General features: G+C 65.2%; 18 protein-coding genes and 1 tRNA gene. 15 read left to right on the top strand and 4 right to left on the bottom strand.

All coding sequences use genetic code 11. The annotated features are described in order from the left end of the window. Nucleotides 1-28: 28 nt before the first annotated feature. Nucleotides 29-823: an enoyl-CoA hydratase-related protein gene (locus U741_RS0104460; RefSeq protein ID WP_029889288.1), complete on the top strand. Its 795-nt coding sequence runs from the start codon at nt 29-31 to the stop codon at nt 821-823. Here the strand turns inward: U741_RS0104460 and U741_RS0104455 are convergent. Further along, nucleotides 807-4,253: a pyruvate carboxylase gene (locus U741_RS0104455; protein WP_029889287.1), complete on the bottom strand. Its 3,447-nt coding sequence runs from the start codon at nt 4,251-4,253 to the stop codon at nt 807-809. The two genes, U741_RS0104460 and U741_RS0104455, sit on opposite strands and share 17 nt — an antisense overlap. 145 nt (nt 4,254-4,398) lie before the next feature. Between U741_RS0104455 and U741_RS0104450 the strand changes: the two genes are divergently transcribed. The 4 genes from U741_RS0104450 to U741_RS0104435 all read left to right on the top strand — a co-directional run bounded on the left by U741_RS0104450 (nt 4,399) and on the right by U741_RS0104435 (nt 7,323). Beyond that, nucleotides 4,399-5,025 carry a TetR/AcrR family transcriptional regulator gene (locus tag U741_RS0104450; RefSeq protein WP_052378491.1) on the top strand — a complete coding sequence of 209 codons (627 nt, stop codon included), beginning with the start codon at nt 4,399-4,401 and terminating at the stop codon, nt 5,023-5,025. 41 nt (nt 5,026-5,066) lie between these two features. Beyond that, a complete protein-coding gene (locus U741_RS0104445; protein ID WP_029889285.1) occupies nt 5,067-6,161 on the top strand; it encodes an alkene reductase in 1,095 nt (364 codons plus the stop codon). A 26-nt stretch (nt 6,162-6,187) separates the two neighbouring features. After that, entirely contained in the window at nt 6,188-7,174 is a 987-nt protein-coding gene (locus U741_RS0104440) for a zinc-dependent alcohol dehydrogenase family protein (protein ID WP_029889284.1), read from the top strand. A 72-nt stretch (nt 7,175-7,246) separates the two neighbouring features. Then, nucleotides 7,247-7,323, top strand: a tRNA-Arg gene (locus U741_RS0104435). A gap of 123 nt (nt 7,324-7,446) precedes the next feature. Here the strand turns inward: U741_RS0104435 and U741_RS0104430 are convergent. From U741_RS0104430 to U741_RS0104420, 3 genes are all read right to left on the bottom strand, one after another. Beyond that, nucleotides 7,447-8,190 (bottom strand): SDR family NAD(P)-dependent oxidoreductase, encoded by a 744-nt coding sequence (locus tag U741_RS0104430; protein WP_029889283.1) that lies wholly within the window; start codon nt 8,188-8,190, stop codon nt 7,447-7,449. A gap of 277 nt (nt 8,191-8,467) precedes the next feature. Beyond that, nucleotides 8,468-8,674, bottom strand: a complete 207-nt coding sequence (locus tag U741_RS0104425; protein ID WP_029889282.1) for a hypothetical protein — start codon at nt 8,672-8,674, stop codon at nt 8,468-8,470. After that, nucleotides 8,671-10,917, bottom strand: coding sequence for a molybdopterin-containing oxidoreductase family protein (locus U741_RS0104420; RefSeq protein WP_200872674.1), 2,247 nt, complete (start codon nt 10,915-10,917; stop codon nt 8,671-8,673). The genes U741_RS0104425 and U741_RS0104420 overlap by 4 nt, the downstream gene beginning before the upstream one ends. 101 nt (nt 10,918-11,018) lie before the next feature. On the opposite strand from U741_RS0104420, the gene U741_RS0104415 reads away from it, so the two are divergent. From U741_RS0104415 to eda, 10 genes are all read left to right on the top strand, one after another. Continuing rightward, a complete protein-coding gene (locus U741_RS0104415; protein ID WP_029889280.1) occupies nt 11,019-11,528 on the top strand; it encodes a MarR family winged helix-turn-helix transcriptional regulator in 510 nt (169 codons plus the stop codon). A gap of 129 nt (nt 11,529-11,657) precedes the next feature. Then, on the top strand, nt 11,658-12,416 hold the full coding sequence (locus U741_RS18215) for a hypothetical protein (RefSeq protein WP_052378490.1): 759 nt from the start codon (nt 11,658-11,660) through the stop codon (nt 12,414-12,416). Continuing rightward, nucleotides 12,413-13,273: an RNA polymerase sigma factor gene (locus U741_RS0104405; RefSeq protein WP_052378489.1), complete on the top strand. Its 861-nt coding sequence runs from the start codon at nt 12,413-12,415 to the stop codon at nt 13,271-13,273. The genes U741_RS18215 and U741_RS0104405 overlap by 4 nt, the downstream gene beginning before the upstream one ends. Continuing rightward, nucleotides 13,270-14,151 (top strand): alpha/beta hydrolase family protein, encoded by an 882-nt coding sequence (locus U741_RS0104400; RefSeq protein WP_084154652.1) that lies wholly within the window; start codon nt 13,270-13,272, stop codon nt 14,149-14,151. The genes U741_RS0104405 and U741_RS0104400 overlap by 4 nt, the downstream gene beginning before the upstream one ends. 186 nt (nt 14,152-14,337) lie before the next feature. After that, nucleotides 14,338-17,697, top strand: coding sequence for an EAL domain-containing protein (locus tag U741_RS17650; protein ID WP_084154651.1), 3,360 nt, complete (start codon nt 14,338-14,340; stop codon nt 17,695-17,697). Between the two features lie 123 nt (nt 17,698-17,820). Further along, the gene (gene zwf, locus U741_RS0104390; RefSeq protein WP_052378488.1) at nt 17,821-19,308 is read left to right on the top strand and encodes a glucose-6-phosphate dehydrogenase; all 1,488 of its coding nucleotides are present in this window, start codon (nt 17,821-17,823) and stop codon (nt 19,306-19,308) included. After that, on the top strand, nt 19,301-20,005 hold the full coding sequence (gene pgl / locus U741_RS0104385; RefSeq protein WP_029889275.1) for a 6-phosphogluconolactonase: 705 nt from the start codon (nt 19,301-19,303) through the stop codon (nt 20,003-20,005). Before zwf ends, pgl begins: the two co-directional genes overlap by 8 nt. Further along, the gene (edd, locus tag U741_RS0104380; protein WP_043110420.1) at nt 19,999-21,822 is read left to right on the top strand and encodes a phosphogluconate dehydratase; all 1,824 of its coding nucleotides are present in this window, start codon (nt 19,999-20,001) and stop codon (nt 21,820-21,822) included. Before pgl ends, edd begins: the two co-directional genes overlap by 7 nt. A gap of 2 nt (nt 21,823-21,824) precedes the next feature. Next, the gene (gene glk / locus U741_RS0104375) at nt 21,825-22,796 is read left to right on the top strand and encodes a glucokinase (RefSeq protein ID WP_029889273.1); all 972 of its coding nucleotides are present in this window, start codon (nt 21,825-21,827) and stop codon (nt 22,794-22,796) included. Then, nucleotides 22,793-23,407, top strand: a complete 615-nt coding sequence (gene eda, locus U741_RS0104370) for a bifunctional 4-hydroxy-2-oxoglutarate aldolase/2-dehydro-3-deoxy-phosphogluconate aldolase (RefSeq protein WP_043110189.1) — start codon at nt 22,793-22,795, stop codon at nt 23,405-23,407. Before glk ends, eda begins: the two co-directional genes overlap by 4 nt. Nucleotides 23,408-23,441: the final 34 nt, after the last annotated feature.

Genomic DNA, 23,441 nt, shown 5'->3' with positions numbered 1-23,441 from the left:
TGGCCGCTCACCCGAAGACGCGATGACCATGGACGCTGCCACCGAATTTGCCCGCCTGACCCTCGACGGTGCGGTCGCAACCCTGACCTTGAATCGCCCCGAACGGCGCAACGCCATCGCCACCGTCGAGGACTGCGACGCCGTGGCCGCCGCGCTGATCCGCGCGCAACGCACCGGGGGCGTGGCCTGCCTGATCCTCACCGGCGCGGGCAGTGCCTTCTGCGCAGGCGGCGACCTGAAGGCGCTGCAATCCGGCCAGGGCATCGGCCCCAGATCGCGCCCCGACGAGACCCGCCAAAACTACGAACGCGGCGTGCAGCAGATGATTCGCGCGCTGTGGGATTGCGAGCTACCGATGATCGCCGCACTCAACGGTCCGGCGATGGGCTTGGGGCTGGACATGGCTTGCCTGTGCGACTTGCGCATCACGGTTGAGGGCGCGCGTTTCGCTAGCAGCTTTGTGAAGCTCGGCATCATTCCCGGTGACGGCGGCGCGTGGATTTTGCCGCGCGCGGTGGGGCAGGCCCGGGCGGCCGAGATGATCCTCACTGGCGACGCCATCACCGCCGACGAGGCGCTGGTCTGCGGGCTGGTAAGCCGCGTGGTGCCGCCGTCAGACCTGATGGCGACCGCGCAACAACTGGCCGTGCGAATCACCGCCAATCCCGCCCCCGCCACGCGACTGGCCAAGCGCTTGCTGCGTGAGGGCCAGCATCAGCGCCTGCACGACGTGCTGGCGTTGTCGGCCAGCTACCAGGCCATTGCGCATGAAACGCCAGAGCATCAAGCGGCGATGGACGCCGCGCTCAAGCCTCGAAACTGATCAGCAGGTCGTGGGCCTCCACCGTGAGGCCAGGCTTGGCGATGACCTCACTGACGACGCCATCGCGCTCGGCACGCAGTTGGGTTTCCATTTTCATCGCTTCGAGTGACAACAGCGGATCACCCTTCTTCACCTTCTGCCCCGGCTTCACTGCAACGGTGGCGATCATGCCCGGCATCGGCGCGCCCACCTGCAGCGGGTTGCCGTCCTCGGCCTTGCGCGCCGCCTCTGCGGTCTTCGCGCCGGCGCGCGGCACGCGCACGGTGCGTGGCTGGCCGTTGAGCTCGAAGAACAGTTTGACCTCACCTGCCTCGTTGGCGTCAGCCTGACCCGACAACTTGATGATCAGCGTCTTGCCCGGCTCGATCTCGACAGCGGTTTCTTCGCCTTCACTCAGCCCGCTGAAAAATACCGGCGTGGGGATGGCCGAAACGTCACCAAACTCGGCGGTGTGGCGCTGAAAATCGGCGTGCACCTTGGGGTACAGCAGATGGCTCGACAGGTCGAAGTCGGTGGCGGGTTCCTCGGCGCCTTCTGACAGCGCGGCGCGCGCGGCGTCAAGGTCCACCGGCGGCAGTAACGCCCCGGCACGACCCTTCAGCGGCTCGGCACCGGCCAGCACCTTGGCCTGCAACGCGGCCGGGAAGCCGTCTGCCGGGAAGCCCAGCTCACCCTTCATCAGCGACACCACCGAGTCCGGAAAGGCGATTTCACGATCCGGGTCGAGCACCGCTTCGGCGGTGAGGTCGTTGGCGACCATGAACAGCGCCATGTCGCCGACCACCTTGGAGGTGGGCGTGACCTTGACGATGTCACCGAACAATTGATTCACCGTGGCGTAGGCGCGGCTGACTTCCGGCCAGCGCGCCTGCAACCCCAGGCCCCGCGCCTGTTCGCGCAGGTTGGTGTACTGGCCGCCGGGCATTTCGTGGCGGTACACGTCGGCGGTGCCAGAGCGGATGTCGGACTCGAACGGCGCGTAGTAACGACGCACGCCCTCCCAGTATTGCGAGATGGCCTGCATGGCCTCCAGCGAGATGCCGGGGTCGCGCAGGGTGCCGGCCAGCGAGGCGGCGATGGCGCCCAGATTGGGTTGCGAGGTGAGCCCGCTCATGCTGTCGAGCGCGCCATCGACGGCATCGCAGCCGGCATCAATCGCGGCCAGAACGCTGGCGGCGCTGATGCCGCTGGTGTCGTGGGTGTGGAAGTGAATCGGCAGGTCGATCTCGTGCTTGAGCGCGCTGACCAGCGCGTGCGCGGCGTGCGGTTTGCAGACGCCGGCCATGTCCTTGATGCCGATGATGTGCGCGCCGGCCGCCTTCAGTTCGCGCGCCATGCGCAGGTAGTAGTCGAGGTTGTACTTGGGCCGCTTGGCGTCGAACAGGTCGCCGGAATAGCAGAGCGCGGCTTCGCACAGCGCGCCGGTTTCCAGCACCGCGTCCATCGCCACGCGCATGTTGTCGACGCTGTTCAGCGAGTCGAACACGCGGAACAAGTCGATGCCGCCGGCGTGCGCCTGCTGCACGAAATGACGCACCACGTTGTCGGGGTAGTTGGTGTATCCAACGGCATTCGAGGCGCGCAGGAGCATCTGCAACAAATGGTTGGGCATCGCGGCGCGAAGCTTTTCCAGCCGCGCCCAAGGGTCTTCCTTGAGGAAGCGCATGGCCACGTCAAAGGTGGCGCCGCCCCAACATTCCAGCGAGAACAGCCCCGGCAGCATGCGCGCGTAATGCGGCGCGATGGCCAGCATGTCGTGGCTGCGCATGCGCGTGGCGAACAGCGACTGGTGCGCATCGCGCATGGTGGTGTCGGTGAGCAGCACCTGCGGCTGTTCCAGCATCCAGTCGGAAAAGCCCTTGGCGCCCAGCTTGAGCAGCTTCTGGCGGTGGCCATCGGGCACCGGCTGGTTGAGGTCGCACTTGGGCCTGATCGGCTTTTCGGGCGTGGGCGTGACCTGGGTGCGGCCCTTCATCTCGGGGTTGCCGTTGACGATCACCTCGCCCATGAAGCGCAGCAGCTTGGTGGCGCGGTCGCGCCGCGCGGTGAACTCGAACAGCTCGGGCGTCTGGTCAATGAACTTGGTGGTCGCCTCGCCCGACTGAAACGTCGGGTGATTGATCACGTTCTCGAGGAACGCGAGGTTGCTCGACAGGCCGCGAATGCGGAACTCGCGCAGCGCGCGGTCCATGCGGCGAATGGCCTCGCCGGGGCGCGGTGCCCAGCAGGTGACCTTGACCAGCAGCGAGTCATAGTACGGGGTGATCACCGCACCCGAATAGGCGGTGCCGCCATCCAGCCGCACGCCAAAACCCGACGCGCTGCGGTACACGCCGAGGCGGCCGTAGTCCGGCTGAAAGCCTTTCTCCGGGTCTTCGGTGGTGACGCGGCATTGCAGCGCGTGGCCGTGCATCACGATATTTTCTTGCGCCGGTACGCCACATTCATCGCTGCCGATGCGCGCGCCTTCGCTGATGTGGATCTGCGCCTTGACGATATCGATGCCGGTGATCTCTTCGGTCACCGTGTGCTCAACCTGGATGCGTGGATTCACCTCGATGAAGTAGAACGCGCCGGTGTCAGCATCAACCAAAAATTCCACTGTGCCGGCGTGGGTGTAGTTCACCTCGCGACCCAGCTTCAGCGCAGCGTTGCACATCGCCTCGCGCTGTTCCTGGGTGAGGAAGATAGCCGGTGCGCGCTCCACCACCTTCTGATGGCGACGCTGCACCGAGCAGTCGCGCTCAAACAGATGCACCAGTTGGCCGTGGGTGTCGCCCAGCAACTGCACTTCAACATGGCGGGCGCGCTCCACCAGCTTTTCGAGATACACCTCGTCATTGCCGAAGGCGCTCTTGGCCTCGCGCCGCGCCACCGGCACTGCGCCGTCGAGTTCTTCAACATTGCGTACCACGCGCATGCCGCGACCGCCGCCACCCCAACTGGCCTTGAGCATCAGCGGGTAGCCAATCTCTTCGGCAATTTTCCGGCAGGCGTCGCGATCATCCGGCAGCGCGGCACTCGCGGGCATGGTTGGAACGCCGGCGGACTCAGCCGCCTTGCGCGCAGCAATCTTGTTGCCCAGCGTGCGCATCACCGTCGGCGTTGGACCGATAAAGGTGATGCCCGCCGCCGCGCAAGCCTCGGCAAAATCCGGGTTCTCCGAGAGGAAGCCGTAGCCGGGGTGAATGGCATCGACGCCCGCCGCTTTGGCAACGCTGATGATGTCGTCAATGGCCTGATAGGCGGCAATGGGCTTGGCGCCTTCACCGACCATGTAGCTTTCGTCGGCCTTGAAGCGATGCAGCGAAAAGCGGTCTTCGCGGGCGTAAATGGCCACGGTGCGGATGTCCAGCTCGGCGGCGGCGCGCATCACGCGGATGGCGATCTCGGACCGGTTGGCGACCAGCAGCTTGCGGATTGGGCGCATCAGCTTCCCCTTGGAATGTTGTGGCGCGCGCGGGCACGCTCAATGGCATCGATGTGATGTTCAGAATCTACCTGAATATCAACGGGCGGCCCTATTGGAAAGAGTGGGTACCCGATTACTAGACGACTGGTCTACTATCGTAAACATGAGCCTCAATGCAGCCACGACGCCGCACAATACCCGCCGCCCCGCCGCCGAGACGCGTGAGCGCCTGCTGGATGTCGGCAGCGGGCTGATCAACGCGCAGGGCTACAACAACACCGGCATCAACGCCATCGTGCTGGCGGCGGGCGTGCCCAAGGGTTCGTTCTATTACTACTTCTCCAACAAGGAAGACTTTGGCTTTGCAGTGATTGACCGCTTCGACGCGCATTATCGCAGCAAGCTCGACGTGGCGCTCAACCGTCCCAGAATGGCGCCGCTGAGGCGCCTGCGCGGCTACCTTGAAACTGGCATGGCCGACATGATCAAGGCCGATTTTTGCAGCGGCTGCCTGATCGGCAATCTGGGCCAGGAACTGGCCGGGCGACACCCCGCCTTCCGCGCACGGCTGGACCAGGTGTTCAGCGGCTGGGTGGACCGCTTTGCCGCGTGCCTGGAAGAAGCGCGGACACGCGGCGATTTCACCAACGACATCGCCAGCCCGCAACTGGCCGAGTTTCTGCTCTCGGGCTGGGAAGGCGCGCTGCTGCGCGCAAAGGTGACGCACGAGCCGGCGCCGCTGCGTGCCTTCATTGATCTGTTCTTTGCTCAGGTGCTGCGCTCGGCCTGAGCCATCGCCAGCACATCCATTTCACATTCATTGGAACCCGCATGACCGCCACTGATTCACCGTTGTTTCAGCCCCTGAAGATGGGCGCGCTCAACCTGCCCAACCGCGTCGTGATGGCGCCGCTCACCCGCAACCGCGCCGGCCCGGACAACGTGCCGCAGGCGCTGAACGTGGAGTACTACCGGCAGCGTGCCAGTGCCGGGCTGATCATTTCCGAGGCCACGCAAATCTGCCCCGAGGGCGTGGGGTATCCCAGCACCCCGGGCATCCACAGCAAGGCGCAGGTCGCCGGCTGGAAAACCGTGACCGACGCCGTGCACGCCGCCGGCGGGCGCATCGTGTTGCAGTTGTGGCACGTGGGGCGCATCTCGCACCCCAGCCTGCAACCGGACGGCCAACTTCCGGTAGCGCCCAGTGCCATCAAACCAGCCGGCAAGGCGCTGACCTACGACGGCCCGCAAGACTTTGTCACGCCCCGGGCGCTGGAAGCGCACGAGATCCCCGGCATCATCGAGCAGTACCGCCGCGCGGCCGAGAACGCCAAGCGCGCCGGCTTTGACGGCGTGGAGGTCCACAACGCCAACGGCTACCTGCTCGATCAGTTTCTGCGCGACGGCAGCAACCACCGCAGCGACGAATGGGGCGGCTCGCTGGAAAACCGCATGCGTTTGCCCACCGCCGTGCTCGAAGCGGTGATCTCGGTGTGGGGCGCCGACCGTGTCGGCATTCGCCTGTCGCCCAGCGGCACCTTCAACGACATGCACGACAGCGACCCCGACGCCACCTTCGGCACCTTCATCGACCGGCTGAGCGGCTACGGGCTGGCGTATCTGCACCTGATGGACCCGTCCGATTCCGACCTGCGTCACGGCGGCAGCCCGCTGCCGGCCAAACACTTCCGGTCTCGCTTCAGCGGCGCGCTGATGGTCAACGCCGAATACGACGGCCACAAGGCAGACGCCGCGCTGCGAAATGGCGAGGCCGATCTGGTGTCGTTTGGCCGCCTGTTCATCGCCAATCCGGATCTACCCGAACGTCTGGCCCAAGACGCGCCACTCAACACGCCAGACGTCGACACGTTTTATGGCGGCGACGCCAGGGGCTACACCGATTACCCCGCGCTGTCCGCTGCGTAACCCACAACCACAAGAGGAGTTTGTCCATGAGCCGTATCGTTAAATTCCACCAGACCGGTGGCCCCGAAGTGATGAAGATCGAGCAGCGCGAGGTCGGTGCGCCCGGCGCCGGCGAGTTGCAGGTCAGGGTCGAGGCCATTGGCCTGAACCGCGCCGAAGCGATGTTCCGCGCCGGTATGTACCTGGAGGCGCCCAACCTGCCGTCGGGCATCGGCTACGAAGCGTCGGCAATTGTTGAGGCCGTCGGACCAGAGGTTAGCGGCTTCAAAGTGGGCGACGCCATCTGCGTGATTCCGGCCTTTTCGATGAACGCTTACAGCGTCTACGCCGACCAGGCCATCGTCCCGGCATATGCCTGCACACCGCGTCCCGCCGGTCTTGACGCAGTGCAGAGCGCGTCGATCTGGATGCAGTACCTCACCGCCTACGGCGCGCTGATCGACATCGCCAAACTCAGCAAGGGTGACTTCGTCATCATCCCGGCGGCATCCAGCAGCGTCGGCATCGCCGCCATCCAGATTGCCAACTACGTGGGCGCCACGCCCATCGCCACCACCCGTGGCAAGGGCAAGGTCGAGGCGATCAAGGCGGCCGGTGCCAAGCACGTCATCACCGGTGACCAGGACCTTGTTGCCGAAGTCATGCGCATCACCGACGGCAAGGGCGCCCGCGTAGTGTTCGACCCGGTGGGCGGCCCCATGGTGGAAAAGCTGGCCAACGCCACCGCCGCCGGTGGCATCATCTTCCTCTACGGCGCGCTGGAGCCGCAGGTCACGCCGCTGCCGCTGATCGCCGCACTCAACCGGGCACTGAGCTTCCGCGGCTACACCCTCTTCGAGATCAACGCCGACCCGGTGCGCTTCGCGGCCGGCAAGAAATTTGTCGCCGAGGGGCTGAGCAAGGGCGCGCTCAAACCGGTGGTCGCCAAAACCTTCTCACTGGACCAGATCGTCGAGGCCCACACCTACCTCGAATCGAACCAGCAGTTCGGCAAAATCGTCGTCACGGTGTAAAGACGCAAGCCCCGCCTTCCGACGATTCGGCGGGCGGGGCTTGGGTTACAATCCGCGCCGGTCAGACGCAATGCGCCCGTAGCTCAGCTGGATAGAGTATTGGTTTCCGAAACCAAGGGTCACAGGTTCGAATCCTGTCGGGCGCACCAAATGTCGTTTTCTACAATGCATCGACGCACTTCCAGCGTGGCCGGTGGCGCCATCTTGCTGGGCGAGCAATACGTTGATGGGTGATTCTGATCACGTTCCAGCGCGCAACATCAGCGAAGCCATCACCAGCTCTCTTTGAAGGTCCGCAGATCAAGCTCCTGAGTCCATGCGGATTTGGGCTGCCGATGCAGCATCCAGTAGTTCTCGGCAATGGCGTCGTAATCGAGCAGGCCCTCAGACCCGAGGCGCTGGACCATCTGCGGGAACGCACTTTCCAGCCGCTCGCCGAGAATGCCGCCGTCGATGACGACGTGCGCCACATGCAGACCCTTGGGGCCATATTCGCGGGCCATGCTTTGCGAGATCATGCGCAGCCCCGCTTTGGCGGCGGCGAATTGGGCAAAGCCCGGCTTGCCGCGCAGGCTGCCCGAGGCGCCGGTGAAGATCACGGTGCCGCGGCCCAGTGGCACCAAACGCCGCGCCGCTTCACGGCCAATCAAGAAGCCCGAGTAGCAGCCCACGCGCCAGAAATCCTCGAACTGAGCGGCTGATAGTTTGGTGAAATCGATGACTGCGTTGTTGCCCGCGTTGGACACGACGATATCGGCGGGCTCGCGACCCGGCCCAGGGTTCATCGCGCGATCAAATGCGGCAATGACTTGTGCTTCATCGGTCACATCGGTCGGCAGGGTCTCGGCGCTGCCGATGCCGGTTGCCATGATGTCGTCGACAACTTGCTGGATCTTGGAGGCCGTTCGTCCGGCCACGAACACGTGGTAGCCCTCGCGTGCAAAGCGTTTGCACACCGCGCCACCGACGCCACGCGCCGTTCCCACTCCAAACACGATCACTGTTGCTTGATTCATTCCCATCTCTCCTTGCGGGCTAAACCGTTGGGTGCTCATGTGCTTCCCCCTATGCGCAAATCATAGGCACCGGATGCCTACCACTGATTCCAAGCAGGCGCACCGGCTCCGTTTGTGGCGCCAGTCCCGACGACTGAGCGACAGGCTGGGGCCGGCGCGTCGCCCCACTCACCGGCTTGTTGGCCAACACGGGACCTGGAATTCTGCGTTTCATGCTGTCGGGCGCATCAGCGCGGTTTTCGATGCCCGGTAGAGAAGCCTCCAGTCCGCCACGGCCTCAGCGTCGGTTCTGGTAACGCTCCAGCTCGTCGGGGTCGTAGCCCTGGTCGAGCAACACCATCTCGTCAAGGTCGAAGTTGAACTTCAGCACGCGCTCCAGGACGCGGCGGGCGATGCGATCAAACCAGGTCTGGTTGCGCGAGGCTTTCTTGGCCAGCGCGAACCCGACCTTGGCGAGGGCGACGCGGACAACGTAGGGCTTCATCGCGGCGCACCGCTCAGTTTGTTGATGCGGCAGGGCAGCCCCTTCAAGTGCGGAATGCCTTGTTCAAGGTCGATGAAATCGTCGTCGTCCGGACACAACATTGCGTCGGCGTAACGCAGCGCGCCGGACAGCTTGCCGAGGCCCTGCTCGGTCTCCGGCTTCCACCAGCCGTGGGGAATGCGCACCAGTCCGTCGGGCATGTTGCTACGGATACCGACCATGATCTCGATCTTGCCGGTGCGGGTTTCCACCTCCACCCATTCGTGTTCGCTGAGCCCAAGCTGCTGCGCCGTGCCGGGGCTGAGGAACAGCACCGGCTCCGGCTTGCGCGCGCGCATCTCGGGGATGTGGCGGCCGCCGGTCTGGAAATACTCGCCCTCGCGCACGCCGGTAAACATGGCCAGCGGGAAGTCGGGGTCTGCTGGCGGCTCGTCGCGGAAGTACGGCAGCGGATCAAAACCCAGGTCTTCGAGGATGGAGGCGTACAACTCGACCTTGCCGCTGGGCGTGGCGAAGCCGGTCTTTTCGTACTTGCGGAATTCGAGCGTGTCGGCGTGCACCTCGTAGGTGCTGGAGAACTCCTCGAAGCCGATGCCGAGCTTGGCGATGCGGTAGTCGTAGAAATCTTCCAGTGTTGCCCAGGGCACGACCTCGGGCATGCCGAGCGCGTTCGCGGTCAGCTTCCAGAGTTCGAAAGTGCTCTTGCACTCGCCCGGCGGCGCCATCGATTGCTGCGAGGGCTTGTAGATCGACAGCCAGCCGTAGCCGTCGAACATCCACGGCCGTTCCAGCCAGGAATCGCCGGGCAGCACGTAGTCGGCGAGCTGGGCGGTCGGCGTCATCACGTGTTCCTGCACCACGATCAGGTCTTGATTGAGCATCGCCTTGAGGATCAGTGGCATGTTGGCGAAGCCCATCAAGGTGTTGTTGCCGAACGAGAACAGCGCCTTCACCGGGTACGGTCCTTCACCGGCCATGGCGCGGAACACGGCGGACGGGTTGGCCATGAAGCAGCCGGTCACCTGGTTGGCATATTCATGGCCCCAGACACGCTTGCAGGGTTCGCGCAGGGCGGCCTGCCCTCGGTAGGTGAAGGCGGGGTGTTTGTCGGAACCGAGTTGCTTGGCCTTCTGGCTTTCCGGCAGCACGTGGTGCATCTCGATCTCGGACTCCGAAATGATCTGCGGATGAAAGCCCATCAGCGCTTCGCCGCCAGGCACGTCGAGGTAGCCGCAGACCGCGCGCAGGATGCTTTGCAGGCGAATGGCCGAGGTGCTGTTGCGCTGCTGGTCGGTGATCGGCGTCCACGGAATCACCGACGGCCCCATGGTCGCGTACATGCGCGCCGCCTTGGCGATCGTCGCCGCGTCGCAGCCGGTGATTTTGGACACACGCTCCAGCGGGAATTCGTCGGCACGCTTTTTGAGAGCTTCGAAGCCCACGGTCCAGCGCTCGACGAAAGCCTTGTCGTAGAGGCCTTCGTCGAGGATTACTTTCAGCCAGCCGAAGGCCATCGCCGCATCGGTACCGGCCTTGATCGGCAACCACAAATCGGCCATCTCGGCGCATTCGCTCTTGCGCGGATCGAGCACGATCAGCGTGCCGCCGCGCGCCTTGACGCGCTGAATCTGGTTGTAGATCGGCACCCAGGAGTTCTTGCCCGGATTGTGGCCGAACAGCACGATGAGGTTGGTGTTGTCGTAGTCCGGCCAGGGGTACCAGCCGTAGGTCAGACGATTGATCGCAGCCGTGTTGCCCGCGCACAGCGCCACACCGCTGATCCAGTTTGGCGAGCCCACGTGATTCATGATGCGGCGCCCCAGCCCGTGATCGGTGCCGGTGTTCCACTGACTGGTCGAGACTGCCCAGGCCTCGGGGCCATGCTCGGCAATGATCTTTTTCAGGCGCAGGCCGATGTCCTCCATGGCCTCATCCCAGCTCACCCGCTGCCACTGTCCGGAGCCCCGCTCACCGACGCGCTTTTGCGGGTAAAGCACACGATCCGGGTTGGCGAAATTCTTCGGCGCAACGATGCCCTTGATGCAGATGTTGTCCTTGAACAGCGGGTTGTCCGACGAGCGCACCCGCGTCACGCGGCCCTTCTGGATTTCGGTGACCACGCTGCAGGCGATGTCGCAGCTTGCGCACAAGGCCTTGCGGGTTTCGATGCCCGGCCGCTGATGCGGTCGCGGAATGCTGCGGCTGCCCGCCGCGCTGGGACCAACAGAAGGGACTCCGGGCACTGATGTGCTCCTCAATTGAGTAAACCTGATGCGATCTGACGCGCGGGGAAACGTCGCGGGTCAGATGGCACTTGATGTTCTGAACGTGTATATACACGCATATGAACGCCAAGCGCTACCACCTGCCGTATCTGGAAGAAGTTCGAGCCCACCGCCACGTGTGCTTTGCCGAGCAGTTGCGCTCCGCAAACCGCGCAGTAACCAAGCTCTACACGCAGCACCTCGGCGACGCGGACATCGGCATTGCCCAGCTCTCCCTGCTGATCCGCCTCTATTACTTTGGCGAGATCAGCATGTCGAAACTGGCCCAACAGCTGGAAACCGACCGCACCACGCTGGCGCGAAACGTTCAGCTATTGGCGCGCAGCGGGCATCTCAGCATTGTCAGCGCTGATGACCGCAGAACGCGGATGGTGCGGCTGACCGACACCGGTTTCGAGTCCTTGCAGCGCGCGATTCCCCGCTGGATTGAGGCGCAGAACGACCTCCACGCGCGCCTGGGACAGGGCCCGTGGGAGGCGCTGTTCGCCGGGCTTCGGGGGCTTGTGCAGCTGGGCAGCGATGTCGAGCGGTCGCGGGCCGTGGCGCTGAGGACGACGGTCACTCGATAACCGCTCACAGCGGCACGTTTGGCGCGCTGCACTAACCACCACCAGCGGCGCAGTGTCACAAAATGGATCGCGGATGCGTCTAAGTAGAGAAGAGGGCCCGCCGGGCCCACTTTCACAAAGGTCGACATCATGTTTATCCGCTCTGCGCCGCTCCGGCTTTGCCGCCCAACCTGGCGCCATATCACCTGGGCCACCACGCTGATGCTTTTGGGCGCGGCGTCTGCTGCACAGCCTGCGGGCGCTGACTCCGCGACTGCGGACACCGCCGTGCTCGCGGTGGTCGAAGTGCCCAAACCCGGCTATGTCCCGCGCTTCATGGTCACCCGCAAGATGCGCGAGACGATTCCGCAGTACACATCGATCCCCGGGCTGGCGTTCAAGGCTTACGCGATCAACCGTGACGGCAGCGCCTATGGCGGTTTGTACCTCTGGGACTCGCTCGGCGAGGCCAGCGCCTGGTTCTCGCCCGACTGGTTTGAGCGCGTCAGACGTGAGCGCGGCGTTGATGCGACGGTGCGCATGTTTCAGGTCATCTCGGTGGTTGACACCGTGCCAGACGGCATGCCGCCAGACCCCCGAAGCAATGCCGTGGCATCGCTCTTGCTGCTGCCAGCCGACAGTGTTTTTGCCGATGTTTCGCCGCAAGCGCTTGCAGGCCTCGTCGCCGCCGACCAACACGCAGCGGGCTTGCTTCGACGCTATCGGGTTCTGGACCACGAGGGACGAATGGGTGTCTTGAGCCTCTGGCAGGATGCTGGTGCCGCAAGGTTGCTGATGACTGCAGACATGGAGGCCGAAGCCGAGTGGTTCGATACCCCCATTCTTCTGCCCCGCACTCGGCCGTCGAATCCGACATTTCGTCACGGTGAGGGCGAGCCCGCGCAATGAAGATTTCTGATCCGGATTCCAAGCTGCTTGACGCCGCGCAACGCGGCGAACTTGCCGCGCTGGATCAGTTGCTTGGGGTCATTCAGCCGGGCATTCACAATCTGGCCGTGCGCGTGTTGGGGCAACGCCAGGACGCGGCGGACGCGACACAGGACATTCTGCTGAAGGTGGTCATGCATCTCGCGAGTTTTCGTGGTGACGCATCGTTCAGCACCTGGGTTTGGCGCGTCGCCCACAATCACTTAATGACGGCGCGCACCCGCATCGTTGAATCTCCCGCAGTCTCGCTGGAATCCATCGCGGAGCGGTTGGACGCAGGATTGGCGTTCGCTGACCATGTTGCGCTCACGACGGGCGAACCGGGCGCACTGACACCGGAGGAGCAGTTGGAGGCGCGGCAGGTTGGGCTGGCCTGCACGCAGTCGATGCTGATGGCGCTGGATCGCGAACAGCGCCTTGTTTACGTGCTGGACACTGTTTTTGATCTGCCTTCGAAGCAGGCAGCAGCGGTGGTCGGCATTACCCCTGCCGCCTACCGGCAGCGGCTTTCGCGCACCCGCGCACGTCTGCACGGATTCATGGGGCGATCCTGTGGCCTGGTGAATCCGGACGCGGCCTGCCGATGTGACAGACAGCTGCCCGCAGCCCGCCATCAGCGCGGTAACCGCGCTGTAAAGCCGGCGAACTCCGCCGACTCTGATGCGGCCGAGCAGGCATTCGATGCCTTCTTCCGCATCAGCGATGCGGCCAGCGTCTTTCGCCGTCACCCAGAAGCTCAGGCCCCTGATGACTTGCGTGCGGCGATTCGTGCCGTGCTCCGCCAAGAGGGGTTTCTCACCACAGGCCCGTCATCATGACCGTGGACGGGGCGACACTCGGGCGGGTCGTCACGATCCACGCTGACGATGGAGAGGGACTGCAAGCCCGGCTTTTCGAGCCCGAGGCCGAGCATCGCCGCCCGGTGCTGATCGGTGGAGGACTGGGCATCCCGCAGCACTTCTACGCGCCCTTCGCGTCCTGGTTGGCTGGCCGTGGACACACGGTGATGACCTTTGACCTGAGGGGCATGGGCGCATCCAGACGTCCCGAGCATCGCCACTCGCTGCGCGGTCTGGATGCCGACCTGTTGACCTGGGCCGGTCTGGATTTCCCAGCAGCGGTCAAAGCCCTCTGCCAACACACCGAACAGGACCGGATCGCGCTCATCGGACACAGCTTGGGCATGCACCACGCGGCGATGACCGACAGCGCAACGCAATTCCGCCTAGAGCGGGTGGTCTCGGTGGCCGCCGGCTCAGGCTACTGGCGGGACTGGGCGAAGCCTTCGAGGCTGAAGGCGCCCTTGATGCTGCACCTCGCCGGTCCACTGCTGACGCCGCTGTGGGGTTACTTTCCTGGCCGCCGGCTCGGCATGGTGGCCGACTTGCCAGCCCCGGCGATGCGCCAGTGGACGCGCTGGTGTCGCCACCCCGAATTCGCCTGGGGCAGCGAGCCGCAGCGGGTCCGGCCAAGTTTGCAGCGCGCGGCGTTTGGTATCGAGGCTTACAGCTTCACCGACGACGAGGCCATGACGGAATCCTGCACCCGCAAATTGCTCGCGGCGATGCCCAATGCCCCCCATACCCTGCACGTCCTGAGCCCCGGTGACGTCGGCCTTCAGGCCATTGGTCATGTGGGCGCGTTTCGGCGTCAGGCCGCCCCGCTGTGGCCGATCCTGGCGGCCGGGCTGGGCTGACTCGCCCCCGATGCCGCGCCCCCGGTCGCACGCGTGCCCGGCGCGGTCGTGGGGGACTGATCATTGGCAAACCTTGCCTGCTCGCTTCCATGTCGCGAGAGGCGTAGCGTCACGTGTGCAGGGCAATTAGGGACCTGCATCTCCGCGCATTTTGCCGCCCCCTTTTTCGACCTGGACCCTGCGTCGATGACAATACTGATGCTCGAAGGCCTGACCATGATCGCCGCGCCGTTGCTTGCGCTGGTGCTCGTGTACAGCGGCCTGGGGCATCGGTTGCAGCAACGTGAGCGTGCAGTGGAGTGCCTGTTTGGCGTCTTGTTCGGGGCAACAGCAGTCTTCGGCATGCTGTACCCGTTCACGCTCGAATCTGGCCTGATCTTCGATGGTCGCTCGGTTGTGTTGAGCCTGGCGGGCTTCATCGGGGGGCCTGTGGTGGCGGGCATCTCGATGCTGATGGCGGCCAGCTATCGCCTTTGGCTGGGGGGCACGGGCACCTGGGTGGGACTGGCGGTGATTGCCAGTGCCGCGATGATCGGGGCGGCTGCTTATCCGTTTCGCCGCCAGGTCAGGCTGCACGCGGGGGCGCTCACGTTCCTCGCACTCGGAATCCTTGTTCATGCCGTGGCGGTCCTGTTGATGCTGCTGTTGCCGACGGCACAGCGCACGGTCGTCAACGAGGATGTGACGTGGCCATTTGCGCTCACCCTGACGCTGCTCACCTGGGTCTTCGGTTACACCTTTCAGTTGGTTGAAAGCCGCGCCGAGGCGCTGAGCAACGCCAAGGAGTCGGAGGAGCGTTTCCGCCACCTCGTCGAGGGCGCACTTGTGGGCGTCTACCTGATGCAAAAGGGGCGCCTTGCTTACGCCAACCCATCGCTGGAACGCACATTCGGCTATAGACCGGGGATGATGGTCGGCTTGGCGATCAATGATGTGGTGGCCGCTGACGATGTTCCGCACGTCACCGAGCTGTTCCGTGCGTCGACGGCAACCGGGCTCGACATAGTCCGCCACCGCTTTCAAGCCCGGCATGCCGACGGCCATCACTTCCCGGTCGAAGCCTTCGGCAGCCATGTGCAACGGGATGGGCAGCGCACCCTCATGGGCATGCTGGTGGACCTCACCCAGCACCATCAGGCCGAGCAGGATTTGGCGCGCGAGCTCAACAACACCCGCAACATGCTGAACACCATGACCGACGGCTACATCTGCGCTGATCTGCGGGGCAACATTCTCGACACCAACCCCGCCTACTGCCGAATGCTCGGCTACGAGCGGGACGCGTTGATCGGCCGCAATGTCAACGAATTCCGCGTGGATGACCCGGCAATCACCGGGCCGGCGCGCGTACAGCAGATCATCGACCACGGCCACCTGCGCTATCAGACGCGGCATCGGCACAGGGATGGGCACATTGTCGACTTCGAGGCGGCCGCCGCTTACCTGCCGCAGGCCGAGCCGCCGCAACTGACCAACTTCCTCCGCGACGTCACGCAGGAAAAGATCGTCAGCGCGCGCTACCAGGAGCTGGTCAACCGCGTTCCGGCCGGCGTGTTTCGCTACCGTACGCAAAAACAAGAGGGGCGTTTCGAGTACGTCAGCCCGCGCTTTTGCGCGTTACTGGAGATCGATCAGCAGACGGCGCTGACCGACACCGCTTGGCTGTCAGAACGAATCGCTGCCGAAGACATGACCCCCTTCAGCGATCTGCGGAAGCAGGCGAAAGATCAGCACCGCCCCTTCGTCTGGGAGGGTTGCCTCAACCTGCCCAGCGGGCGCCGCTGGGTCTTGGTCGAGGCCGACTGCACCGTCGAGACACAGGAGGTGCTGCTATGGCACGGCATCGTGTCGGATGTCAGCGAGCGTCAGCAGCTGTTGCAGCAGCAACGGCTGGACTCGGAGGTGATCGAAAGTACCTTCGAATCGATCATGGTCACGGAGCTCGACGGCACCCTGGTGTCGGTCAACCCGGCCTTCACCCGCGCCACCGGCTACAGCGCGGACGAGGTGATCGGCCAAAAGCCGCGCCTGCTCCAATCGGGCCGTCACGAGGTTTCGTTTTACAAGGAAATGTTTCGTGCCCTGGAAGAGGTGGGTCACTGGCGGGGGCAGATCTGGAACCGCCGCAAGTCGGGCGAGCTGTACCCGGACCTGCTCAACATCAGCGTGGTGCGCGACGCGAACGGTCACCCCACCCACTATGTCGGCGTCGCCAGCGACATCAGCGAGCTCAAACGCAGCGAAGCAAAACTGCAGCAATTGGCCCACCACGACGCCCTCACCGGGCTTCCCAATCGGCGATGGCTCGAGTCGCATCTGCTCCACGCCATTGAGCTGGCGCAAGGGCGCGGCGATGCGTTGGCGGTGTTGTTCCTCGATCTGGACCGTTTCAATCTCGTCAACGACAGCCTCGGTCACTCAATTGGTGACCTGCTGCTGGTGGCCGTCGCAGAAAGGTTGATCGGCGTGCTTGGGGCTGAAGGCACGCTGGGCCGCCTGGGGGGCGACGAGTTTCTGGTGCTCATTGAGCACAAGGGCGACGCGGACCGTGCCGCCAGGGTCACCGAAGCGCTGCTGGACGCTTTCAGCGAGCCCTTTGCGCTGTCAAGCGGGCATGATTTTTACCTTCAGGTCAGCATCGGCGTGAGCCAGTTTCCGGCGGATGGTGACCGGCCCGAGTTACTGATCCGCAATGCCGACTCCGCCATGTACCGCGCCAAGGAGCAAGGGGGCAACAGCTGCCAGTTCTACACCGAGGCGTTGACCGAAGCCGCCCGCGAGCGGCTGGACATTGAAACGAAACTCCGCCGCGGCATCGAGAACGACGAGTTCCAGGTCTGGTATCAGCCGATCTATCGCATTGCCGACCGCCGCATGGTCGGTGCCGAGGCGCTGGCGCGCTGGTGGCCTGCCGACGGCGACATGATCACGCCGGATCGCTTCATTCCAGTCGCTGAGGACAGCGGTTTGATCGCCACGCTGGGGCGGCAAATCCTCACCAAAAGCTGCCGGGACCTGCGTGTTTGGCTTGATCAGGGGCTGCCGATTGAGTGCCTCGCCGTCAACCTCTCTGCACAGCAGTTCCTTGACCCGAACTTCGTGACCTCAGTGGCTGAGCTCATCGCCGACGCCGGCGTGCCGCCGCAGCTCATCGAGCTGGAAATCACCGAGCGCAGACTCTTGGAGCTGGGGGACCGCACCTTTGCACAGCTCCATGCGTTAAGAGCGCTGGGCGTCAGCCTCTCGATCGACGACTTCGGCACCGGGTATTCGTCACTCAACTATCTCCGGCAGATGCCGATGGACAAGGTCAAGATTGACCGCAGCTTCGTCAAGGACCTGCCCAACGTGGCCAGCGATGCCGCCATCATCCACGCCATCCTCGCGGTGGCCCAGTCACTCAATTTGCGGGTGCTGGCCGAGGGGGTGGAAACGCAGGATCAACTCGACTTTTTAGCCAGCGCCGGCTGCGACGAATGCCAGGGTTTCTACTTTGGTCGCGCGGTCCCGGCCGACCAATTCGCCGAACAGATGCGACGGCAATAGCCGACCCCGCGCTGCCTCGAAACACTAGGCCTTGGCCCATCGCGTCTCTGCGCCATCGCCATGCCCGATACAGTGTGGGCAACACTCAGGCGGTATCAATCGCGATGAGCCCAAGGTGCACCCATGATCACTGACGTGTCTCGACTGTCCTTGCAGGACGCCCCCGCGCCGGCGGACCTGCTGCTGCTGTTCGGCGCCACTGGCGATCTGGCGCGGCGCATGCTCATGCCGTCACTGTTCGGCCTGCATGCCGACGGTCTGCTGCCCGCCGATCTGGAAATTCTCGGCACCGCCCGAAGCGCGCTCAGTGATGACGCTTATCGGCAGTGGGTGCGCGAGGCGCTCGCGGCGTTGCCATCCGATCAGCGCGCGCCCAACGCCCTCGACGCCTTCCTGCGCCGCATTCGCTATGCGCCCCTGGACATCGGCAACGAAAGCGCCTTTGCCGGCCTGGCCCGGGCCGCCGGGGCCGAGACGCGGCGCCCAGCCATTTTTCTGTCGACGGCGCCGACCCTGTTCGAACCGACGATTGCCGGCCTGCATGGCGCCGGTCTCGCGGGCGAGCAAACCCGCATCGGGCTGGAAAAACCGCTGGGCCATGACCTTGCTTCGTCCTGCGCGATCAACAACGCGGTGCGCAGCGCCTTCGATGAGTCACGCATTTACCGGATCGATCATTACCTGGGCAAAGAGACGGTTCAAAACCTGCTGGTGCTGCGCTTCGGCAACAGCCTGTTCGAGCCGGTCTGGAACGGCGTCCACATCGAGCACGTGCAGATCACCGTCGCCGAGACGGTGGGGGTTGAAGATCGCGCCGACTTCTACGAGGCCGCCGGGGCGCTGCGCGACATGGTGCAAAACCACATGTTGCAACTGCTGGCGCTGGTGGCGATGGAGGCGCCGGCGCAGTACGACCCCACCTCGGTGCGTGACGAAAAGGTCAAGGTGCTGCGCTCGCTGCGCCCCATCGACCGCGCCGGTGTGGCCCAGCATGTGGTGCTCGGCCAGTACGGTGACGGCGCGGTCACGGGCCAGGCGGTCCTGGGCTACACGGCCGAACTGGGGCGCAACTCGACCACCGAGACCTTTGTCGCGCTCAAGGCGCATGTCGACAACTGGCGCTGGAAAGGCGTGCCGTTTTATCTGCGCACCGGCAAGCGTCTGCCGCAGCGTCATTCTGAAATCGTGATCCAGTTCAAACCCGTGCCGCATTCGATCTTTGGGGACGGGCGCAGTGCCTTGCAGGCCAATCGTCTGGTGATTCGCCTGCAACCCGAGGAGTACGTTCGTCTGCATGTGATGGCCAAGGAGCCGGGGCTGGACCGTGGCGGCATCCAGCTTCAGGAAGTGCCCCTGGATTTTTCCTTGACCCGCCGCCTTAACGAACGCCGCCGTATCGCCTACGAGCGTCTGCTGCTCGACCTGATTGAAGGCGACCCCACCCTGTTCGTGCGCCGTGATGAAGTCGAAGCGCAATGGCAGTGGGTCGACGGCATCCGCGCCGCCTGCGCGGCGGCCAACGTGCAGCCGCGCAGCTACACCGCCGGAAGCTGGGGCCCGGCGGCGTCCATCGCGCTGACCGAGCGCGACGGGGTGAGCTGGCATGAATAAGCCAATCTGGCATCGCCACACTCAACCTGCGGCCATGGTTGCGGCCGCCAGCGCCGCCATCACCACATTGATCGGCGACGCCCTCACCGCCCGCGGCCACGCCTTGCTGGCCTTGCCGGGCGGGCGCACGCCCGAGCCTATCTTCGAGCGGCTGGCCGCTGCCAACCTTGACTGGTCACGCGTGACCCTGCTGCCCACCGACGACCGCCTGGTCGACGTCAACGACCCCCTCAGCAATGCCGCACTGCTGAAGCGGCATTTCGCAGCGCGGGGTGCGCGCATCGTGCCGCTGGTCGCTGACCCGAACATGAGCCCCTTGCGGGCCGGTGATGACGCCGATGCACGACTGCAATCGCTGCCCTGGCCCCTCGATCTGGCGTGGTTGGGCGTGGGCAGCGACGGCCACACCGCGTCGATTTTTCCGGGGCCGGACCTGGACGCGGCGCTGACCGCACCGCTGCCGCGCCGCGCCGTTGGTGTGCGTCCCGAGCCCTTGCCGCCTGAGGCCCCGGTGGCGCGCGTGAGCTTGACGATGAACACCCTGTGCACGGCGCGTCATCTGTTGCTGACACTGACCGGACACGACAAGCTCAAGGTGATCGAACAGGCGCTGGACGCCGAACCCTCGCCGCAACCCGTGGGTCACCTGTTGCAGCACGCCAAGAACCCGACCACGATCTACTGGAGCGCATCGTGAACCTGCACCCCGTTATCGCCGAGGTCACCGCACGCATCGTTAAGCGTTCAAAACCGACGCGCGATGCCTACCTCGACCTGATTCAGTCCGAACGCGGCAAAGGCGTGCAGCGCCCCTTGCTGTCTTGCGGCAACTTTGCGCACGGCTTCGCTGCGGCCGGTGACGACAAGCCGCGCATCCGCGCCCTGCGCGCGCCGAACATCGGCATCGTCACCGCCTACAACGACATGTTGTCGGCGCATCAGCCCTACGGCGTCTATCCGGACCAGATCAAGCGCTATGCCCGGGAGGCCGGTGGCACCGCGCAGGTGGCCGGCGGCGTGCCAGCCATGTGCGACGGGGTCACGCAAGGCCAAACGGGCATGGAGCTGTCGCTGTTCAGCCGCGACACCATCGCGCTGGGCACCGCCGTCGCGCTGTCGCATGGCATGTTCGAAGCCGTGGCACTGCTGGGCATCTGCGACAAGATCGTGCCGGGCCTGTTGATCGGCGCCCTGCGCTTCGGCCATTTGCCGACCATCCTGATTCCCGCCGGGCCCATGGGCTCGGGCCTGGCCAACAAGGTCAAGCAGCAGGTGCGTCAGCGCTACGCCCAGGGCCAGGCCGACCGGGAGGAGCTGCTCGAAACCGAGTCCGCCTCGTATCACAGCCCCGGCACCTGCACCTTCTACGGCACGGCCAACAGCAACCAGATGATGATGGAGATGATGGGCCTGCATGTGCCGGGCGCGGCCTTCATTCACCCCCACACGCCGCTGCGCGGCGCCCTGACCCGGGCGGCGGTCCAGCGCCTGCTGCAGATCGGTGCCGACGGCGCGCACTACCGGCCACTGGGTCATTGCGTTGACGAGAAGGCCATCGTCAATGCCGCCGTCGGGCTGCACGCCACCGGCGGCTCCACCAATCACGCCATCCACCTGCCGGCCATCGCCCGCGCGGCGGGTATTCTGATCGACTGGGAAGACCTCGACCGGCTGTCGTCGGTGGTACCGCTGCTGGCGCGCATTTATCCCAATGGCAGTGGCGACGTGAACCAGTTCCACGCAGCGGGCGGCATGGCCTGGGTGATCCACGAACTGCTGGGCGCCGGACTGATTCACCGCGATGTGCTGACCGTTGCCGGCCGTGACCTGGGGGACTACGCCATGACGCCGGTGCTCAAGGACGAAGCGCTGCAATGGGAGGCGCCGGCGAAGACCAGCGGCGACGAAACCATGCTGCGCGCCGCGGCCACCCCGTTCCGCAGTGACGGCGGCATGCGCCTGATGCAAGGCAATCTGGGCCGCGCGATTTTCAAGACCAGCGCGGTCGATCCGGCGCACTGGACCATCGAGGCCCCGGCCCGGGTGTTCGCCGATCAAGCGTCCGTCAAGGCAGCCTTCAAGGCTGGCGAGCTGGATCAGGACGGCGTGATCGTGTTGCGCTTCCAGGGCCCGCGCGCCAACGGCATGCCTGAGCTGCACAGCCTCACGCCGATGCTGGGCGTGCTGCAGGACCGTGGCCATCGCGTGGCCCTGGTCACCGACGGACGCATGTCGGGCGCCTCGGGCAAGGTGCCGGCGGCCATCCACGTCACCCCCGAGGCGATCAACGATGGCCCCCTGTCGCGGCTGCGGGATGGCGATCTGATCAGGGTCTGCGCGACCGAGGGAGACCTGTCGGTGTTGGTTGACGCCACCGAGTGGGCAACGCGCACCCCCGCGCCACCGCCGCCCGTCGCCGCCGGCACCGGGCGAGAACTGTTCGCCCTGATGCGCCACAACGTTGACGATGCCGAAGCTGGGGCCTGTGCCCTGCTGGCGGCGGCAGGCTTATAAACATGGAGATCGTCGCGGCCGACATTGGCGGCACACACGCGCGCTTTGCGCTGGCGCAGCTTGATGGGGCACAGGTGGTCTCGCTGTCCGAACCGCTGACGCTCAAGACGGCCGCGCACCCCAGCCTGGCCTCGGCCTGGGATGCCTTCATGCAGTACTGTGGCCGCAGCTTGCCGCGCAACGCCGCCATTGCCGTCGCCGCGCCGCTGACCGAACAGGTCGTGCGCATGACCAACAACCCCTGGACGCTGGATCGCCGCACGTTGGCGCAGACCCTGGGGCTGGATCGGTGCCGCCTGATCAACGATTTCGGCGCCGTCGGCCATGCCGTTACCCAAGTCGATCCGGCACAGTTGCGCCGGCTCTGCGGACCGGCGCGGGCGCTGCCGGCGCGCGGCGTCATCAGCATCATCGGGCCCGGCACCGGCCTCGGCGTCGGGCAGATTCTGCGCAGCGCACAGGGCGACACGGTGGTCGAATGCGAAGGCGGCCATGTCAGCTTCGCGCCGGCGGATGCGATTGACGACGCCATTCTCGCGTCGCTGCGCCTGCAACATGCGCGCGTCTCGGCCGAGCGGGTGATCTCGGGCCCCGGGCTGCTGACGATCTACCGGGTGCTCGCCGAAAAGGCGGGGCTGACCCAACCTGCAACCCTCGATGAGCGCGTCTTGTGGCAGTCCGCGCTGGACGGCAGCGATGTGCTCGCCCACGCCGCACTCGAACGCTTCTGTCAGTGCCTGGGCAGCGTTGCCGGCGACATCGCGCTGGCGCAGGGGGCGGCCGCCGTCGTGGTGGCCGGCGGGCTGGGGCGGCGCCTGGCCAAGGTGCTGCCTGGCTCGGGGTTCGCTGCGCGCTTCACCGCCAAGGGGCGGATGGCGCCGATGCTGGAACAGCTGCCGGTTCACCTCATTCTGCATCCCGAGCCGGGTCTGCTCGGCGCCGCTGCCGCCTTTGCTAAGGACCCCTTGCCATGATGACCGTCGACGCCTTGATGCGAGCCGCCCCGGTGATTCCGGTCTTGACCGTGGCCGACGTGCGCATTGCACAGCCGCTCGCCGCAGCGCTGGTCGCCGGGGGCCTGACGACGCTGGAGGTGACCTTGCGCACCCCTGCGGCACTGCAGGTGATCACCGAAATGGCGAAGGTCGACGGCGCCGTCGTCGGCGCTGGCACGGTGCTCAACCCCCGCGACCTGGACGCAGCCCAGCGTGCCGGTGCGGTTTTCGCCGTCAGTCCGGGGCTCACCGCGTCACTGGCACGCGCGGCGCTCGATCGCGGTTTTCCGCTACTCCCCGGCATCGCCACCGCCAGCGATCTGATGCGCGGACTCGACCTCGGGTTTGAGCGTTTCAAGTTCTTCCCGGCCATGGCCAATGGCGGCATCCCGACGCTGAAAGCCCTGGCCGCCCCCTTCGCCCGATGCCGCTTCTGCCCGACCGGCGGCATCACCCCGGACAACGCCGACCAATGGTTGGCACTGGACGCGGTGCTCTGCGTGGGCGGCAGTTGGCTGTTCAGCGGCGACTTCGACGCCGACGTCGTGTTGCAACGTGCGAAGCAAGCCACCCACGGCCGCAGGGTCTGATCGGCGCGGGCCAAACCGCGCAGCCACTCCGACG

The sequence above is a fragment of the Polycyclovorans algicola TG408 genome (genome assembly GCF_000711245.1).
GTDB lineage: Bacteria > Pseudomonadota > Gammaproteobacteria > Nevskiales > Nevskiaceae > Polycyclovorans > Polycyclovorans algicola.
The sequence above is the reverse complement of the archived record's forward strand: the minus strand, read 5'-3'. Positions and strand labels throughout refer to the sequence as shown.

Bases quoted from the DNA above. Each gene is read 5' to 3' on its own strand.
- U741_RS0104460 (WP_029889288.1), top strand. From the start codon at position 29: ATGGACGCTGCCACCGAATTTGCCCGCCTGACCCTCGACGGTGCGGTC.
- U741_RS0104405 (WP_052378489.1), top strand. From the start codon at position 12,413: ATGAAGATTTCTGATCCGGATTCCAAGCTGCTTGACGCCGCGCAACGC.
- pgl (WP_029889275.1), top strand. From the start codon at position 19,301: ATGAATAAGCCAATCTGGCATCGCCACACTCAACCTGCGGCCATGGTT.
- glk (WP_029889273.1), top strand. From the start codon at position 21,825: ATGGAGATCGTCGCGGCCGACATTGGCGGCACACACGCGCGCTTTGCG.
- U741_RS0104415 (WP_029889280.1), top strand. From the start codon at position 11,019: ATGAACGCCAAGCGCTACCACCTGCCGTATCTGGAAGAAGTTCGAGCC.
- zwf (WP_052378488.1), top strand. From the start codon at position 17,821: ATGATCACTGACGTGTCTCGACTGTCCTTGCAGGACGCCCCCGCGCCG.
- U741_RS0104440 (WP_029889284.1), top strand. From the start codon at position 6,188: ATGAGCCGTATCGTTAAATTCCACCAGACCGGTGGCCCCGAAGTGATG.
- U741_RS17650 (WP_084154651.1), top strand. From the start codon at position 14,338: ATGACAATACTGATGCTCGAAGGCCTGACCATGATCGCCGCGCCGTTG.
- U741_RS0104430 (WP_029889283.1), bottom strand. From the start codon at position 8,190: ATGAATCAAGCAACAGTGATCGTGTTTGGAGTGGGAACGGCGCGTGGC.
- eda (WP_043110189.1), top strand. From the start codon at position 22,793: ATGATGACCGTCGACGCCTTGATGCGAGCCGCCCCGGTGATTCCGGTC.
- U741_RS0104455 (WP_029889287.1), bottom strand. From the start codon at position 4,253: ATGCGCCCAATCCGCAAGCTGCTGGTCGCCAACCGGTCCGAGATCGCC.
- U741_RS0104445 (WP_029889285.1), top strand. From the start codon at position 5,067: ATGACCGCCACTGATTCACCGTTGTTTCAGCCCCTGAAGATGGGCGCG.
- U741_RS0104425 (WP_029889282.1), bottom strand. From the start codon at position 8,674: ATGAAGCCCTACGTTGTCCGCGTCGCCCTCGCCAAGGTCGGGTTCGCG.
- U741_RS0104400 (WP_084154652.1), top strand. From the start codon at position 13,270: ATGACCGTGGACGGGGCGACACTCGGGCGGGTCGTCACGATCCACGCT.
- U741_RS18215 (WP_052378490.1), top strand. From the start codon at position 11,658: ATGTTTATCCGCTCTGCGCCGCTCCGGCTTTGCCGCCCAACCTGGCGC.
- U741_RS0104450 (WP_052378491.1), top strand. From the start codon at position 4,399: ATGAGCCTCAATGCAGCCACGACGCCGCACAATACCCGCCGCCCCGCC.